The sequence below is a fragment of the Lactonifactor longoviformis genome, assembly GCF_042848515.1.
Taxonomy (GTDB): domain Bacteria; phylum Bacillota; class Clostridia; order Lachnospirales; family Lachnospiraceae; genus Lactonifactor; species Lactonifactor longoviformis.
The window spans coordinates 4,635,447-4,651,449 of sequence record NZ_AP031453.1; the positions used below are offsets into that span (position 1 = coordinate 4,635,447).

General features: G+C 49.8%; 10 protein-coding genes. 2 read left to right on the top strand and 8 right to left on the bottom strand.

Going from position 1 to position 16,003, the window contains the following annotated elements:
• Positions 1 to 22: 22 nt before the first annotated feature.
• On the bottom strand, positions 23 to 517 hold the full coding sequence (locus ACGHCT_RS21225) for a hypothetical protein (RefSeq protein WP_390437444.1): 495 nt from the start codon (positions 515 to 517) through the stop codon (positions 23 to 25).
• A 169-nt stretch (positions 518 to 686) separates the two neighbouring features.
• Here ACGHCT_RS21225 and ACGHCT_RS21230 point away from each other — a divergent pair, with 169 nt between their 5' ends.
• Positions 687 to 1,271, top strand: a complete 585-nt coding sequence (locus ACGHCT_RS21230) for a TetR/AcrR family transcriptional regulator (protein ID WP_154256779.1) — start codon at positions 687 to 689, stop codon at positions 1,269 to 1,271.
• A 7-nt stretch (positions 1,272 to 1,278) separates the two neighbouring features.
• Entirely contained in the window at positions 1,279 to 2,055 is a 777-nt protein-coding gene (locus ACGHCT_RS21235) for a nucleoside phosphorylase (protein ID WP_226903295.1), read from the top strand.
• Here ACGHCT_RS21235 and ACGHCT_RS21240 read toward each other — a convergent pair.
• The 7 genes from ACGHCT_RS21240 to ACGHCT_RS21270 all read right to left on the bottom strand — a co-directional run bounded on the left by ACGHCT_RS21240 (position 2,052) and on the right by ACGHCT_RS21270 (position 15,986).
• Entirely contained in the window at positions 2,052 to 2,693 is a 642-nt protein-coding gene (locus ACGHCT_RS21240) for a Crp/Fnr family transcriptional regulator (RefSeq protein WP_154256783.1), read from the bottom strand. The two genes, ACGHCT_RS21235 and ACGHCT_RS21240, sit on opposite strands and share 4 nt — an antisense overlap.
• Positions 2,694 to 3,036: 343 nt before the next feature.
• Positions 3,037 to 4,851 carry an aryl-sulfate sulfotransferase gene (locus ACGHCT_RS21245; RefSeq protein ID WP_154256786.1) on the bottom strand — a complete coding sequence of 605 codons (1,815 nt, stop codon included), beginning with the start codon at positions 4,849 to 4,851 and terminating at the stop codon, positions 3,037 to 3,039.
• Positions 4,852 to 4,901: 50 nt separating this feature from the next.
• Complete coding sequence (locus ACGHCT_RS21250) at positions 4,902 to 6,119, bottom strand: NAD(P)/FAD-dependent oxidoreductase (RefSeq protein ID WP_390437447.1); 1,218 nt, start codon at positions 6,117 to 6,119, stop codon at positions 4,902 to 4,904.
• 323 nt (positions 6,120 to 6,442) lie between these two features.
• Positions 6,443 to 6,826 (bottom strand): iron chaperone, encoded by a 384-nt coding sequence (locus tag ACGHCT_RS21255; RefSeq protein WP_154256790.1) that lies wholly within the window; start codon positions 6,824 to 6,826, stop codon positions 6,443 to 6,445.
• A 163-nt stretch (positions 6,827 to 6,989) separates the two neighbouring features.
• Positions 6,990 to 7,187 (bottom strand): HPr family phosphocarrier protein, encoded by a 198-nt coding sequence (locus tag ACGHCT_RS21260; RefSeq protein ID WP_072850517.1) that lies wholly within the window; start codon positions 7,185 to 7,187, stop codon positions 6,990 to 6,992.
• A 211-nt stretch (positions 7,188 to 7,398) separates the two neighbouring features.
• Positions 7,399 to 13,956, bottom strand: a complete 6,558-nt coding sequence (locus ACGHCT_RS21265) for a bacterial Ig-like domain-containing protein (RefSeq protein WP_390437448.1) — start codon at positions 13,954 to 13,956, stop codon at positions 7,399 to 7,401.
• A 26-nt stretch (positions 13,957 to 13,982) separates the two neighbouring features.
• Positions 13,983 to 15,986 carry a TIM-barrel domain-containing protein gene (locus ACGHCT_RS21270; protein WP_390437449.1) on the bottom strand — a complete coding sequence of 668 codons (2,004 nt, stop codon included), beginning with the start codon at positions 15,984 to 15,986 and terminating at the stop codon, positions 13,983 to 13,985.
• Between the last annotated feature and the right edge of the window lie 17 nt (positions 15,987 to 16,003).

Genomic DNA, 16,003 nt, shown 5'->3' on the forward strand with positions numbered 1-16,003 from the left:
ATATCTGTATTAACCGTTCCTGTCACTGTACCGAAACATTGGTACGCACCACTGCATTATTCATCTTCTCCTGGGTATCCAGGGAAAATGTGTGAACCTGAATCTCTGCCTCATATTCTCCTGCCTCCAGACCCCGGGCCAGCGTGAGATTCTTAATGGCCTTTCCTGGTTCGATAAGGTCTGAAGTATAAAGTATTTCCCCTGTCTCATCCAGGGCAATAACAAACTGAAAATAGCAGGGATTTTCTACTGGGTTAGCAAGGGTGAGCTGTACCTCTTTTTCATCTGCCGGAAAAGTAATTGTTCCATATCCGGGTATCTTAATGCCTGAAGTTTCTGCCTCTGCCTGGCCTTCCAGCTGATTTTCCCAATCCTCTGCATCCATATCCAGGACCATGCCGTTTCCGGTCTGAACAGGGGATACCTGGGCAGGCCGGAAAAAAAGCCAGAACACACCCCCTGCAAATAAGAGAACTATCAGTAAAATGACCATTATTTTCTGCCTGGTAATCTGCATTTTCTTTCACTTCCTCTCCTTTACTGAGACAAGTATATGCCGGACGGGTTAAATACCTTGTGGGGATGGAGTAAATAACCTGTAAAAGTTTTAAATAAATCCTCTTGACTTTGCGACACATATGTCTCATAATATAGAGACACTCATGTCGCTTATTGGAGGTTGTACTATGGGAGAGAAGGGAAGAAGAACCAGGCAGGCAATCTGTCAGAGCGCCTGTCAGCTGTTTGCAGAAAAGGGATTCAAAGATGTGACAATGAAAGACATCTGTGAACGCACGCACCTGAGCCGGGGAGGCCTGTACCGGCATTACGGTAGTACACGGGAGATTTTCATAGAAATCGTGGACTCCCTTATGAGACAGCAGGCCGACGATTTCGGCGGTAAGATGGAACAGGGTGTTCCCGCAGGTGACATCCTGGATGAGGTGCTGAAACGCTACGAATCGGAGATGGCAGATGCCGGGAGTTCATTAAGTGTTGCACTGTATGAGTTTTTCAGCAGCCCTGAATACTCCGGGGATGACCATTCCATGTATGAGCAGTACCGTCAGTCTGCAGAGATGTGGGAACGTTTACTGGAATACGGGATAAAAAGAGGCGAATTTTTGCCTGTGGATACGGAGGCAGTGATTGACTTGATACTGTTCTCCTATCAGGGGGTACGCATGTACAGCAAGCTTATGCCGGTAGATCCCCGGATACCGAAAAGAATCCTCAGCCAGATCCGGCTGATACTTACAGGAAAGGAGTGAATCCCCTATGACGTCTGTATTTTATAAGAAGGAGCTGCCCTCTGCAGCCGTAATTAACCCGGAAGACTCTGTCCAGCCAGTAAACGGTTTTCCGGAGGTATGTATCTCTACCTTTTCCAAAGCTATCATTGATAAGTTCGCATCCATGGACGGCGTTCGGATTATTGCCTGGTTATATACTGCCAACGGCAGAAATCCAGTCTATGAGATCACCTACGGAGGCAGAAGATTAGCCTTTTATCTCTCTCTGGTAGGTGCTCCGGCCTGTATCTGCGGGCTGGAAGAGATCATTGCTATGGGCGGAAAACGCTTTGTCTTTTTCGGATGCTGCGGAGTCCTGGACGAAAAAAAGGTGGGGAATCGTCTGATCCTTCCCACCGGAGCTGTCCGGGATGAGGGCACCAGCTACCATTATTATCCCGGAGATATCCAGTTAAAGCCTGATGCAGCGAGCAGCCTCATCCTTCAAAGCTGTATGGACCGCTGGGGCTGTCCCTATACGTCCGGAATGATTTGGACTACAGATGCCATATACCGGGAGACCGCCCCCCGGATCTCAGAGCGCAAAAAAGAGGGCTGCATTGCTGTTGATATGGAGTACTCCGCACTGCTGGCAGTATCCAGATACCGAAAGGTTCCTTTCGCCCAGTTTTTTTACGGTGCGGACAGCCTTGACGGGGGCGTATGGCAGCCCAGGGATCTGACAGATTACGGTCTTTCCGGAGCAGATAATTATATGGCACTTGCACTGGAATGCGGTCTGGCGCTCTCGTCTGCACCCTAAAGCAGACCAGAAAGCCCCTCCGCATCCAGCAGTTTCAGCCCCCGGGGATTTCTCCGGAAATATCCCAGGGCCTCCATCTTCTTTAGTTCCTGATTCAGGGAAGATCTGCTTACATGCAGCTTGTTGGCCCATACAGTCTGTGACACAGGGAGGGGAATCTGTCCGTCCTCATAAAGATGATCCATCCCAACCAGCCAAAAGGCCACTCTCTGACGAATAGTCTGATAATTCAGACAGTTAAGCTGAAGCTGATTCTTCAGCCCCCTCTGAGAGACGTAGAGAAGGAGTGAGTACATCATCCGGGTATCCTCCTCTATCATCTCAACAAACCTGGAGGCAGGCATCCAGGCTACTGTAGTTCTTTTGGCCGCCACCAGATTATAGGTGTAGGATCTCCTGCCAGAGAAGTATAAAAATTCAGGTAATATATCCTTTTCCTCAAAGTAAGCACTGCACATCTCTTCCCCTCCGGCGGTATCTGTCTCCGCTTTCAGGATTCCGTCTGTTACAATCCCAAAGGCATCGATGGGATCCCCCAGAGAATAGATGATGCTGGCTGCTTTATAGGTTTTGTATTTCAGATACCGGCTGTAGATTTCGTGTTCCCGGCAAAGATCGGCAAAGGGGGGCTGATGCATGTTTCCTTCCTCCTGATGGAAAACTTACCCACGGGCACCTCTCAACGCATCCCCTGCAGACAGGCGCACTGCGTTTGCGGTACATTAAAGGTTAACATCATCATACTCTATATCCGGGGGGAATGCAATCTGTACTCAAAGTGTACTGCACAGATGCCCCAGGACAAAACCGGCATACCCGGAGAAGATTTTTCCGGCAGAGCAGGCCGAAAACAGCGAAAATGGGGCAGGTTTTGCCTGTCCCATATAAGGGGTACTCCCCAGGGAACGCCGGCTTTGTCTTAGAGCATCTCTATGGCAGAGGCCCCAAGGGGCCCTGCCGCCAGGCAAGAGCCCCGGAAATTCAAAACTGCTGCAGCCCTCTGTCCAAAATATCACAGAGATCGTCGTAGTCTTTCTCCCCCTGGAATCTGAGGACTTCTTTTCCTCTGCAGAATACCGCCACCACAGGAATACCGCCTATATGCAGGGCTTCTGCCAATGCCTTATCGGCATCTACATCCACAAAGCAGACCTTGAACCGCCCCTGGAATTCTTCCTGCAAAGCCTCTTCCAGCACCGGATGAAGTGCCTTGCAGTGGACACAGCGCTCCGCCCCAAAAAGCACAAGGACAGGGATTTCTTCCTCCTTCAGCACTTCCCCTTCCCATTCCTGCATCGTGATCGGCCGGAAGAAGTCGGTGTCTACGGTAAACACCTTCTCCCGTTTTGTCATATCTTCTTCATCGTCTGTAGCTACGCACAGGGCAACATCGTCATAGTAGGGCAGAGTCCCTTCCACGTCAACCACTGTTTTGGCCCCCAGGGCTCCCGCACCCGGGACACGGAAGGCAGTGTTGTCTACAGGGACTATGGGGATCTCCGCAGGCCTTGGCTCCTGGGGCACATAGTCGTAGGGATACCGATATGCCCTGTAAATCATGTTGTTTTTCGGGCCCTTTTCATTGTGGGAATAGTAAGGAGAAATCCATTCCCATACAATCTCATATTCCGGCGTCACCTCGAACACCCTTCCGTCCGATCCCTCCGTGACCAGTGTATTTCCGTTTGGCAGGCGCTGGGCGCTGCTCACATAAGGACTGTAGAATTTGCTGGCATCTGTGGGAATAGCATGCCCCAGTTCCTTAGGCGTTAACTTCCATACCACCTCCAGCGTGACCGGATTCAGCTCCAGCACACGGCTGTAGTCCCTGAGCGCATTTTTGGTTCCGATCCTGGAGCCGGGATTGGGCGTACCGTATCCGGCCCAGCCTCCGTTGTCAAAGACGAGAAGATTTCCCTCCCCTGGCAGTCCTTTGGGAATCATATGAAAATGATGCTGACCGATGATCCACCCCAGCTTCAAGAGTTCAGGGGCGGCCGTGAAGTCCGGTCCTATCTTCCAGACAATATTTCCTGTTTCCTTATCAAGGATTGCCAGAATATTAGCCTCTCTGCAGTCAAAAATAATATTCTCCGGCTTGAATCTCTGATCCCCCGAATCATACCAGCGGTTTGGCCCCAGATAGCTCATACAGTTAATGTGGAGATAATCACCCACGCCTCCGTCAGAGGTTCTGAGATTGGGGTCCCGAAACAGCACATTTCTGGCTGCCTCGTCAAACCCCAGCTCCTCAAAATGTTCGCTGACAGACCATTTCCAGAGTATATTCCCCTCCCAGTCCACTTCTATCATTGCATCGTCCAGAAGTTTTTTGTCGGAGATCCCCGGATTCCTGATGGTCTGATGTACCAGAATCAGGGTATTTCCATCCAAAGGCTTTGCGTCCATTCCCGGCACATAATAGCCTACCGGGTTCCCTTCCCTCTGGTAGTCATGGTGCTGCCTTGCCATCCAGCGGTGATCCCGTCCCGGGTCATCAATCTCCTCAAAATGATCAAAACTCCAAACAATATTACCGTCGTAATCTATCTCAATAAGATTTACCCCATCCTGCATGCCGTAATCGGGGTGGCGGTATCCGGAAAGTCCCATTACGTATCCCCCCGGAAGGAGTTTAGGCGGCATGGCATGCATCTTCCATCTCCTGATCTCATTTCCGTTCATGTCAAACAGCAAGACTCCGTCGTTAATTAGCGGAACTATCGTATATCCATTCCAGCACTTTTCCGGCTGGTATACAGTTACCCCGTGGGGAAAGACAAGCGGCTGTCCCATAATTCATATCCTCCATTCTTCCTGCCTGCTTCTCAGGCTATATTTACCTTTTATTTAGACAGCTGAAAGCTCTCTGTCTTTATCAGCTGTCCATTCTCATAATATGCTGCCGCCACAGTCTCTTTCAGGCCAAGCTCCTGATAAAGCAGACTCTGCCGTGTAATATCCTGGCGGTAAACCTTCTGGCTTTCCCCCAGCATTCTCTCCAGCTTTGTCACCTTTTCAATCTCCTCGCTGTGGTAGGGATTATAGAATACAAAGACTGTCTTTCCTGAATCCGGACTTAATATCCCCCGAATCTGCTCTAATTCACTGGTATATCGGCCGGAAGCCTCTGCTGCCACAGCCCCGTCCGCGGCAGAGGTCACAATCTGCCTCAAAAATTTGCGGGTACAATCCCCAACTGCATAGAGCCCCGGTATACAGGTCTCCATCTTATCTGTCACAGGAATGTACCCGGAGGAATCGCAGTGTACCAGCTCCTTTACAAAGTCTGTCTGGGGCACCATGCCCACAAAGGAAAAGAGTCCTTCTGTCTTTACCTCCCTCATTTCTCCTGTCACAACGTTCTTCAGCATCAGGGATTCCACCCAGTCCCTGCCCCGGATTTCAGCCAGCGTTGCATTCCATACAAAATCAATTTTGGGGTTCTCATAAGCCTTTTGGGCTGCTAACTCATTGCAGTCCAGATGTCCTTTCTCGTGGAGAACAATCACCGTAACCTTTTTAACCAGACGTGTGAGATAATCCGCCTCCTCAATGGCCTGATCCCCGGCTCCCAGCACATAAATTCCTTTATCCTTAAAAAATTCCCCGTCACAGGTGGCACAGTAGGCAACCCCATGGCCGGCAAACTCTTCCTCCCCGGGAATCCCCAGAACCCGGGGCCTGGTTCCCAGATCCAGAATAACGCATGCTGCCTGAAAATCCCCTCTTCTTCTGGTATGGACGGTGAAGATATCCCCCTCTTTTTCCACCCCTGTAACTGTGGTCCGCTTCATAGAAACCGTGGGAAAGCTTTCCGCATGCTCACGGAATCTCTGCATCAGCCCTTCCCCGCTCTCGCGGACTGTTCCGGGATAATTTCTAATCTCTGCCGTTGTGTTTACCCTGCCTCCGTAGCTGCCCTTCTCAATCAGCAGTGTCTTTCTGCCGGCCCGGCCGGCATATATGGCAGCGGTCAGACCTCCCGGGCCCCCGCCTATAATGATTACATCATACTGTTCATTCATACTTACCGCCTCACTCTTCTTGATTTCTATTCTCATTGTAATCCCTTCAGAAAAAATCACCTGTTGGCGCTCCAACAGCAGCCTAATATTTTATAAGTTTTCTGCGCTGACCTCTCAGCTGTAGATCTGTTAGGATAAGAATCATGTACAGAAAGGAGGCTTTGCTTTGGCAAATACAAATCTGCAGCTTATAAAGTATATGAAAGAAATGCAGGAGAAACACAAAAGGCATAACTGCCATCCCTGAGGAGGGCAGTTATGCCTTATCCAAACAGCTCCACCGCTTCCTTCATCTTCCCGATGATATTTAACGGAACAGGGCGCGCAGTGGCCGCCAAATGCACTCCTGGGAGCATTGGCTAAAATCGTACTGTAGTCTCTTTCTTTTTCCCATCCAAAATTGTAAGCTTCTCTTTCTTCCTGAATTGAATCATTTTGCGAATCAACGCTTCCGGCAGTTTCGTATCATAAGGAAACTGCACTGTGTTCTTCTTGTTTGTCTTATAGACAGCCAGATCCTCCCTGAATTCTTCCAGTGTACCCGGGCTTGTATAGAATCCCAGGTGCTTCTTATTCGCTGCAATCTGCAGCAGATACCCGTTCAGATAATAAGCCGGGGCGCCCCAGGCTATCTTCTCAGTACATTCCGGTATCGTGTCCAGGATTATGCGCCGCATCTCCAGAAGATACGCCTGCACCGGCGGTTCAAAGCCTTCTATATATTCCTTTATATCTGCCTGCATGGTTCCTCCTTTGTCTCTATGCGTATCTGCTTCTGTCTCTAGAATACAAGAATACCATGGAAAAATCTACTGCTTTTCATCCAGAAACGCAGCTTTGAATTTACAAAATAAAAAAGCCAAGGCATCTATAAACTTTCATTTATGCCCCAGCTTTCTTTAATTCCTATACCGCGCTGTCCCCGGTGTGCATGCATACCTCGACCTTGTGGTTTGTACCCACAGCCAGCGCTCCCAGTAAAGATTTTCCGTCTACTACTATATGACCATACTTTAAATCAACATCAAAATCATATTTCTGAACAGATTCCACAAACTGAACAATCTCTTCTGGAGAATGAAAAATAATCGTTTCTGTCTTCAAATTTTCACCTCTTCAATTATTGCTTTCTTATTATTCTATCCAGATTTTCCTGAGTTGAAACTCAAAATTTTAAAAGTATGGCGGATAACCCTATCATTTACTGCCCGCTTAGTCTTTAATCCAGACACATAAGAAAAACCGCCCCGGAGTTTCATACTCCGTAGCGGTTCCTCACTTTTGATAGGTATTAAATCAAGTTTGATTGCTGCTGTTATCTTGTCTTTGTCCAGGCGCCGGAACTGTTCACATAGTAGTTTCCTATCCATGTACTGGTGGCCATGGCCCCGCTGCTTCTCAGGTAATACCAGGTATTTCCCACTTTTACCCAGCCTGTAGCCATCGCTCCGCTGCTCTTCAGATAATACCAGGCGCTTCCTACTTTTGCCCAGCCGGTCACCATCGCTCCGTTGTTCTTCAGATAGTACCAGGTGTTTCCATCCAGTACCCAGCCCGACGCCATGGCTCCACTGCTCTTCAGATAGTACCAGGTATTTCCATCCTGCAGCCAGCCCGTTGCCATGACTCCGTTACTTTTCAGATAATACCAGGTACTTCCCACTTTTGTCCAGCCTGTGGCCATGGCTCCGCTGTTTTTCAGGTAATACCAGGCAGTTCCATCCTGCAGCCAGCCCGTTGCCATGGCTCCGCTGTTTTTCAGGTAGTACCAGGTACTTCCCAGCTGCAGCCAGCCCGTCTGCATCACACCGTTTTCGTCACAGTAGTACCAGGTCTTGCCATCCAGCACCCAGCCCTCGGCACGGTAACCGTATTTATCAAAGTAATACCAGTCTCCGTCTATCAGCTTCCAGGTGTTCTTTGGCCAGGTACCGTCTCCGTTGTTATACCACCAGCCGTTGCGGTCTTGCTCCCAGTGGGGGGATTTCGCTGCTTCCTCCACCGTAACTGTGAACTCTGCGGCGGCTTCCCCATAGGTTACGGTAATGGTCTTTTCTCCCGGAGTGGATGAATCCAATTCACTCACGGTGTAATTCGTTACCTCTTCCTGGCTTCCGTCTGCATAATAAGCGGTTACAATCATTCCTTCTGTGTCCAGTGTTTCCCCTGCCTGATAGGTAAGTTTATCCGGAGCCTTCACTTCAATCTTTGTCACTTCCGGTTTTGGAGCTTCTGCTACCACTGCCATGAATTCTGCAGCCATCTCTCCGTAGGTAACCGTCACATAGTGGATGCCCGGTACGGTTGTATCTAATTCTGTGATCTGGTAATCCTCTGGAGTGAGCTCCGTATAGCTGCCGTCTGAGTAGTGGGCATATACGGCCAATCCAGTGAGATCCAGGGCTTCCCCAACCACATATTCTGTCTTTACCGGAGGGGTCAGCACTACCTTAGATAACACTGGTTCCGGTGTTTCTTCTTTTACATTTACCGTGAATTCTGCCTTCATCTCCTGATAGGTTACGGTGATTGTCTGTTCCCCTGCCTCTGCGGAATCAAAGCCTTCCACCGTATACTCTTCAGAAGAAACCTCTTCTTTTACCTTGTTGCTGTAGACAGCGTTTACTACCATACCGGCGGGATCAAAGTCTTCTCCTACCAGGTAATCTGTTTTGTCAGGTACAATCACTTCAATTCCTGTGAGCACTCTCTCCTTTACCAGGATCGTGAATTCTGCCGTCTTTTCTTGATAGGTTACGGTAACCTTCTGTTCCCCTGCCTTGCAGGTGTCCACTTCAGAAACGGTGTAATCTTTCACTTCGGCTTCTGTATTGTCGGAATACTGGGCCATAACTTTCAGGCCAGTGCTGTCGAAGGGTTCCCCGATCTCGTATTCTGTTTTCTCCGGAGGTGTCACAGTAATTCCTGTAAGAGTCTTATCCGGTTCTTCCTTTTCCTTTACGGTTACAGTAAATTCTGCAGTCTTTGTCGCCTCACCCTCTGTGTAGCTGACGGTTATAGTCTTCTGACCCGGAGTTTCGGAGTCAAAGCCTTCCAGGGTGTAGCTGCCTGCTTCCAGTTCCTGCTGGCTGCCGTCACTGTACTTTGCAGTAACTGCCAGTCCCTCCAGCTCCAGTTCTTCCCCGATTTCGTATTCGGCCTTTGCAGGAGGAGTTACTTCAATCGAGTCCAATACTACTTCTTCCGGTGCTTCTTCTAATTTGTAAATCTTAATGTAATTAACAGTAACGCAGGCGTCCGGGCAACTCAGATGAATATCCAGATTTCCGTCTGTTACCTGTATCTGTTTTTCAATTACATTTGTCTTATTCATGGGTATCCCAACCGTGGGAGTGTCTGTAGCCAACTCCCCGTTTAGGGTAATTGCTGTCCTCCACGCATTGCTCCACGGATTGCCGATCCCCACCTGTACCAGATAGGTGCCGTTTTCCAGCTCATAGCCATAGTCGATCCCTGGCCGCTGACCTGCATCCGGGAATGCCACGTCCTGACCCCTTGCATAGCGGAAAGTGGATTCCTTGGGCTGATTATCGCCGGTACTGCGCTCATCGGCCCACGTGTATTTAGTGAATATTGCCTTGGACCCTGCAGGTGTGCCTGTGGTGTCTAGGTCTGAATCCTTTACCTTCAGTCCCCACATCCTGCCGGTGCCGGGATCTGCCTGATACAGCTGCTCAGTTACACTGTTACCGTATCCGAATTCCTCACCCTCGCTCAATGTGGAGGGATCGTGATCTCCGCAGTCTGTGAAATATGCCAGTTCCATCTTGGGCGGCTCTGTCCATTTCTCTATGGTGATATAGTTCATATTAATGGTGGCATCCTTAGACAGAGCATACACATCCAGGAATTCCTCCCCCTGTGGGACTGTCACCTGTCCGCTTACCTCAACAGCGGCGCCGCTGCTGATATTCAGAGGGGTTTCATTTAATTTGGTCTCCCCTGCATATACATCGGGATTTCCGGAGTTGTTCCACTGATTCCCCATGCCTGCGGTTACCCTATAGTCTCCCGGCTCCAGCTGGAAGCGGTATTTGACATAGCGGGGATTGATTCCGTTTTCCACCTGATTATGCGCATAGCGGAAGGATGTTTCTTTGTCCTGCAGGTCTGCTTTATTATTTTCATTATCCCACTGGTAAGTAGTGTAAGCGCCTTTGCTTCCGGAGGGCGCTGCAATAGCCTGATCCTGTTCTGAGGTTACCACACCCCACTGATATCCCGTACGGATGTCCTCTCCAAAAATCTGATCCGTAACTTGATTGCGTTTTCCAAATTTTTCTCCGGGGCTGAGTGTATCCGGATTGTGATCTCCGCAGTCTACAAAGTATTCCAGTTCCTGTGAAATCAGGCTTTCATCCCTCTGATATACTCTTTCCAGTGAGAAGTTATCCAAGTATAAGGTTCCTTTAGTAAGCCCCGCAGCATCTGCTTTAATTAAGACATCGCCCTTATCCTGCAAATTGATAACCATTGTCTGTTCTTCATATTCTTCCGAAAGATTCATTGCCTGGGTGGTCTCTCCTGCACATAACAGAGCTTCTCCCTCTGTATTCTCTCCCTTTGCATAAACATGAAGGATATATTTTCCTGCCTCCAGCCCCTGAAGGGTCTGGGAAATACTGCCCCCCTCAACGCGGGCATAGTAGCCTTCGTAGCTGTTTGCAATTTCTTTTGCCACGGATACCGCATCCTCGCTGCTCGCTTCCCAGCCATAGGTATTCCCTGTACCAAAGCCTGCATTAGTGATGTACACATCCCGGTGTTCGCCGCTGGCTTCTTCAAAGTATACTTTTACCTGTACATCTGCCTGTACATCCGGGATCTCCAGGGTATAGGCACCGTCTCCCTGTTCCTGTACCTGATCTTTTTTAGATACGCCATCCACCAGCACATCTGCCAGTCCCTTTTCCGGAGCCATCGTTACCAGGAAGCTGCCTCCCTGCTCCACTGCATTTTTGTCAACGGTAGCATAACCAGCCGCAGTAGTGGTTACCTGAATGCTGTAAGTATCAGGTACTGCAATCGGTGTATCCAGAGTCAATGGCGTCAGAATAAACCGGTCAAAGTTAGGCGCATAGTTGTCTAATACATTTTCTCCCGGTGTGGACTGACTTCCTCCCCATTTTACGGTCCAGCTGTCATCGTTGAAAATCTTAATTACATTATCTCCTGCGTCAAGACGAACCTGAATGGATTTCTCTTTAAAGGTATCGTCTGAGAAGGTATTGATAAAGAAGTATCTCTGGGGATCCTGTCCATTTACCTGGAAGGATGCATATTTGTCAATGATCTTGGTATTGTAAGAGTGTGTACCGCAGATATCATTGTTGGACTGGAACACCTGGAGTTCATAGACACCTGCCTGGGGCGCATTGTAGCGGATTTCCAGATATTTGTTGATATCCGCCGCCGCATTGGCATCGCCTTCCATACCGGCCACATATTTGCCGCCGGAAGCCATGCTGCTGTCTCTCACTTCAATGGAAGAGCCACCCGGAATGCAGTCCTCTGCTTCAATTGCCGTTGGGTATTCTCCCTGGTCTACTGCCTGTACCTTCATATAGTCCAGTGCCATATCCGCATCTGCATCTGCGTCAATGACATTGATGCCCTTCTGCAGATAAACGGAAGCCGTTGCTTCTCTCCACTGTCCCTGGGCAGCTTCCGCCGAAACGGTCTTACTCAGTCTGTCCAGCGTAGTCGCCGTATTGCCTGTATATATATGGATATTGCCGGCTGCCGCTGACTGATAGCGGAAGGTCATGTTGTACAGTCCGCTTTCCTCTACGACTACGTTCCACCGGATACCTCCGCCTTCTCCTACTGTTCTCTTATCCAGTCCGGTTACATATCCATTGCTGGAGTACCCGGAAATGCTGTTCTCAGTTTTCACTGTTGTGTCCGTATTTACCAGGAGAATATTGAAATCTGACTGTTCGGCCTCATAGAGATCCCTTGACTTTTCCAGAGCCACATCCTTGGCTCCCGCCCAGGTTACAGTCAGTGCATCATGCCAAACCGTGCCATCTCCCATTGTCTGAATCTGGATGGTGTGGGTGCCTGCTGACAGATCCCCGTATAAAGTATGAATACCTGTCATATTTTCCAGAAGTGTATTCTTCATCATTTCCTCTGACGGTTCCTGTCCATCAATGGAAAATCTCTGCATAATGTTCTGGGGGTTGTGGGTACTCATATTATTTCTGGTAGATCCCGTTCCGTTTCCGTAGATAAAATCCAGTTTATATTTTCCGTCTACAGGGACCTCTATGGTGTAAGTCATAACTGCATCCTGAGGCATGGAAACAATGGAACCGTCAGAGAGATAGTAGTTGGGGTTGAACGTCTCCCCTTTGGTGATGCACCCGGTTCCCAGTTCGGCCTGTTCGGCCTCGTACACCTTCTGATAACGGTTTACCATTGCATCTGTCAGTTCTTCTCCTTCAGACACCTTTGTTATCGTAACATTATAGGCCGTGGAAAACTTCATGTTATTCAGAGATAAGGCCACACTGCCGTCCTCATTCACAGGAAGAGCCCCTTCCATGATAACCGGTGTCTGGTTCTGTGCCCCGTGATATCCGGAAAAAGCGGTAGCCTGTACTTTAACATGTACCATGCCCTGTCCCTTGAATGCCTCTGTGTTTCCCACGTTCAGCAGATTTACGTTGGCAGATCCATCGATTCCTCCCAGAAGCGTGGTAGCGCTCTGTTTTGTGTTGTCAATGGAAGCTACACCATATAACTGTTCGTAGCTGGTATTGGTAGATACCTTTACTGTCTCTCCGGACATATCCCCGTACCATTTATACAGCCACCATGCTCCGTTCCCCTCATTGGCATCCGCTGTCAGGTCGTTCAGGTTATTGGCCTGATGCCAGAAAGGAAGGCACCCGTATACTTTTTCATCCTCCAGTCGGGCAATCCAGTTCACCAGACGCCCGGGAACACCGCAGTCAGAGAAGTCGGCATACTCGTTGATGCAGATCTGCGGAATCTCCGGATCCTGATCCGTATGGTTCGCTTCCTTCCATTTTGTCCAGTTTGTAGAATTCCAGATAGATTTAAAGTCCTGCATCTCCCATTTCAGTCCATTCAGCTTATCCACCTGGAGATCATGCCAGGTTATGATATCGGGCATACAGTTATTATCCGCACAATACTGAATATGTCCCCGCATATTGGTTCCGCTGAACTGGGTATTATAGGCTGCGCTGTTGGGGCCGGCAATGGTTGCACCCGGATCCCCTGCCTTGATTGCCTCATAGTAGGCTTTCCAGGCTGTATTCGTATCAGTGCCCTGGATAGGAGTACCTTCGTTAATGGGGATATAGACAATTGCTTTGTCAATATCCACATCCTTCAGATTGTCATCCTTATGGTCCTCTTTCCAGGCTTCCTTCCACTCTACCACCGCAGGGGCAATGATGGTCTCCAGGACATTTGCATATTCTTTGTAATTGGCAGTTACACCAAACACTCCGTAATAATTGCTGTTGTACATCATGACTTGCTCTCCCCCGGATTCCAGGAAGGTCTTGGCCACGTCAAGGGCATCTCCGTAGGGGTGTTCTGTTCCCAGCGCACCCTTTGTACACAATACCTTCGGCTTCAGGGGCACCAGTGTATTCGTGGTAGGCACATCCTCGCTGCTGACCCCGTACAGGAATCCGGCAGCACCGTGAAGAATATCCCCGGTTGTGTCCCCAAAATCCACGGTCAGGGCAGGCATCTCGGCTGCCTGCGCCTCAACGCTTCCCAGCCCCGTGGAAAAAGCACCTCCGGCAGCCATTGCTGTGCTCAACAGTCCGGCAACAGCCTTTTTCCAGAAACTTTTGGTTTTCCTCATCTTCTTTTCTCCTCCTTTTCTCTTCATTAGCTATCTATGGGTAACGGCTGACAGTCATCCTTCAGAAATACCGGAATGGTATCCCTTCCGCAAACTGCTTCAACCCGCTGACCGCCTTTATATCTTCTTCCTGTAGCATACTCCGTCCAGACTGGTCCGGCAGGGAGATAAACACTTCTGACAGTAATTCCGGGGTAAAGCACCGGAGCAACCAGAATATCACTGCCGTAGCAGTATTCATCCTCAATCTTCCAGCACTCCTCATCCTCCGGGAATTCATAGAACAGTGTCCGCATCACCGGAGTCCCTTTTTCATGGGCTTCCGCCATCAGTTCCCGGGTGTAGGGACGGAGAGCTTCACGAATCTCCATATATTTCTTACAGATCTCATAGACCTCCTCCCCATAGCTCCAAACCTCATTGGCTGCCCCGGAACAACAGGTTGCCCCTCCCGTGGTGCCCACCTGGGGCTGTCTGGGTTCCCGATCACCGTGGAGACGCATCACCGGACAGAAAGCGCCCCACTGAAACCAGCGGACGAACAGCTCCCGGAATGCTTCATCGTTGGGATTCCCTCCGTGAAATCCCCCGATATCAGTCGTCCACCAGGGGATCCCCGCAAGTCCCATGTTCAGGCCGGCAGCCAGCTGGTTTCTCATGCTGGAGAAACTGGAAGCAATATCTCCGGACCAGACAAGGGCTCCGTACTTCTGGCTTCCTGCCCAGGCACACCGGAGCAGATTGACAATATTCTTCTGTCCCTCTGCCTCCATTCCCTCATAGAACGCCCGGGCATAATCCACCGGATAGATATTGCCAATCTGGAGATTTGGCCCCAGATAGTACCGGTAGTTGTCAAAATCATAGGCGGTATACTCCGGCTCCGCCTCATCCAGCCAGAAGATCTTGATTCCTTTTTCATAGTAGTTCTTTCTGGCTTTTTCCCAGATGTATTCCCTGGCTCCAGGGTTGGTGGCATCAAAATGAATGGTAGCCCCCTCAAAGTCCAGCCCCACCCGGAAGCCCCGGTCTGTGCGGATGAGATAGCCTTTCTCCAGCATCTCCTGATAGTTCTCACTTTCTCTGTCCACCGTAGGCCAGACAGATACCATAAGCTCTATTCCCATATCTTTTAGTTCCCGCACCATCCCATCGGGATCCGGCCAGTACACGGGATCGAACTTCCAATCTCCCTGTTTGGGCCAGTGGAAGAAATCTATAACGATCACATCTATGGGCAGGTTTCTTCTCTTATACTCCCTGGCCACAGAAAGCAGTTCCTCCTGGGTCTGATAGCGCAGCTTACACTGCCAAAAGCCTAAGCCATATTCCGGCATCATGGGCACGGTACCCGTCACACGGGCGTACTGTTCCTCAATCTCAGCCGGAGTATCCCCCGCTGTCACCCAGTAATCCATCTGCTTGGTGGAATAGGCCTCAAAGCTGGTAATGTTCTTGCCTAACACAGCCCGTCCCACTCCGGGATTATTCCAGAGGAACCCATACCCTCTGGAAGACAGGGCAAAAGGAACACTGGCCTGTGAATTCCGGTGGGCCAGCTCCAGGTCCGCTCCCTTAAGGTCAAGGTAGGGCTGCTGATACTGGCCCATCCCATAAATCCTTTCTTCAGGGTCTAGGGACTCAAACCTCAGAGTCAGATGGTAATCGCCCCCCGGGATAGGCTGAAACTCCCTGGCCTCCACTTCAATGGCGCTGCATTTGCTGTCTGTTACATCCTTTCGGTTCCTCATATACTCCTCTAACAGAAGCTTTCCGGCCCGGTTATAGATGAGAAGCTTTCCGGCCCATGTTACGACTGCTCGGATTCCTCCGTTTTTCAGTTCCGCCTCCCGGCTTTCGATTCTTATCTCTGTCTCCTGCTCCGGCTGTGGGAGGAGTGCCCAGTCAGTGTCCTCCATTGCCCGGTTTTTGGTGGCCCGGATGCGCAGACTGTTCTCTCCCCAGGGTTCTATCCACATCGTTTCCCTGTCATAGGTATAAATCAGCCTTCCATTTTCCTGTCGAAACATTTTGTTCTCCTTTCCGC

Coding starts and splice junctions, on each gene's coding strand:
- ACGHCT_RS21250 (WP_390437447.1), bottom strand. CDS start 6,119: ATGAGAATAGAAATCAAGAAGAGTGAGGCGGTAAGTATGAATGAACAG.
- ACGHCT_RS21270 (WP_390437449.1), bottom strand. CDS start 15,986: ATGTTTCGACAGGAAAATGGAAGGCTGATTTATACCTATGACAGGGAA.
- ACGHCT_RS21245 (WP_154256786.1), bottom strand. CDS start 4,851: ATGGGACAGCCGCTTGTCTTTCCCCACGGGGTAACTGTATACCAGCCG.
- ACGHCT_RS21240 (WP_154256783.1), bottom strand. CDS start 2,693: ATGCATCAGCCCCCCTTTGCCGATCTTTGCCGGGAACACGAAATCTAC.
- ACGHCT_RS21255 (WP_154256790.1), bottom strand. CDS start 6,826: ATGCAGGCAGATATAAAGGAATATATAGAAGGCTTTGAACCGCCGGTG.
- ACGHCT_RS21225 (WP_390437444.1), bottom strand. CDS start 517: ATGCAGATTACCAGGCAGAAAATAATGGTCATTTTACTGATAGTTCTC.
- ACGHCT_RS21235 (WP_226903295.1), top strand. CDS start 1,279: ATGACGTCTGTATTTTATAAGAAGGAGCTGCCCTCTGCAGCCGTAATT.
- ACGHCT_RS21265 (WP_390437448.1), bottom strand. CDS start 13,956: ATGAGGAAAACCAAAAGTTTCTGGAAAAAGGCTGTTGCCGGACTGTTG.
- ACGHCT_RS21230 (WP_154256779.1), top strand. CDS start 687: ATGGGAGAGAAGGGAAGAAGAACCAGGCAGGCAATCTGTCAGAGCGCC.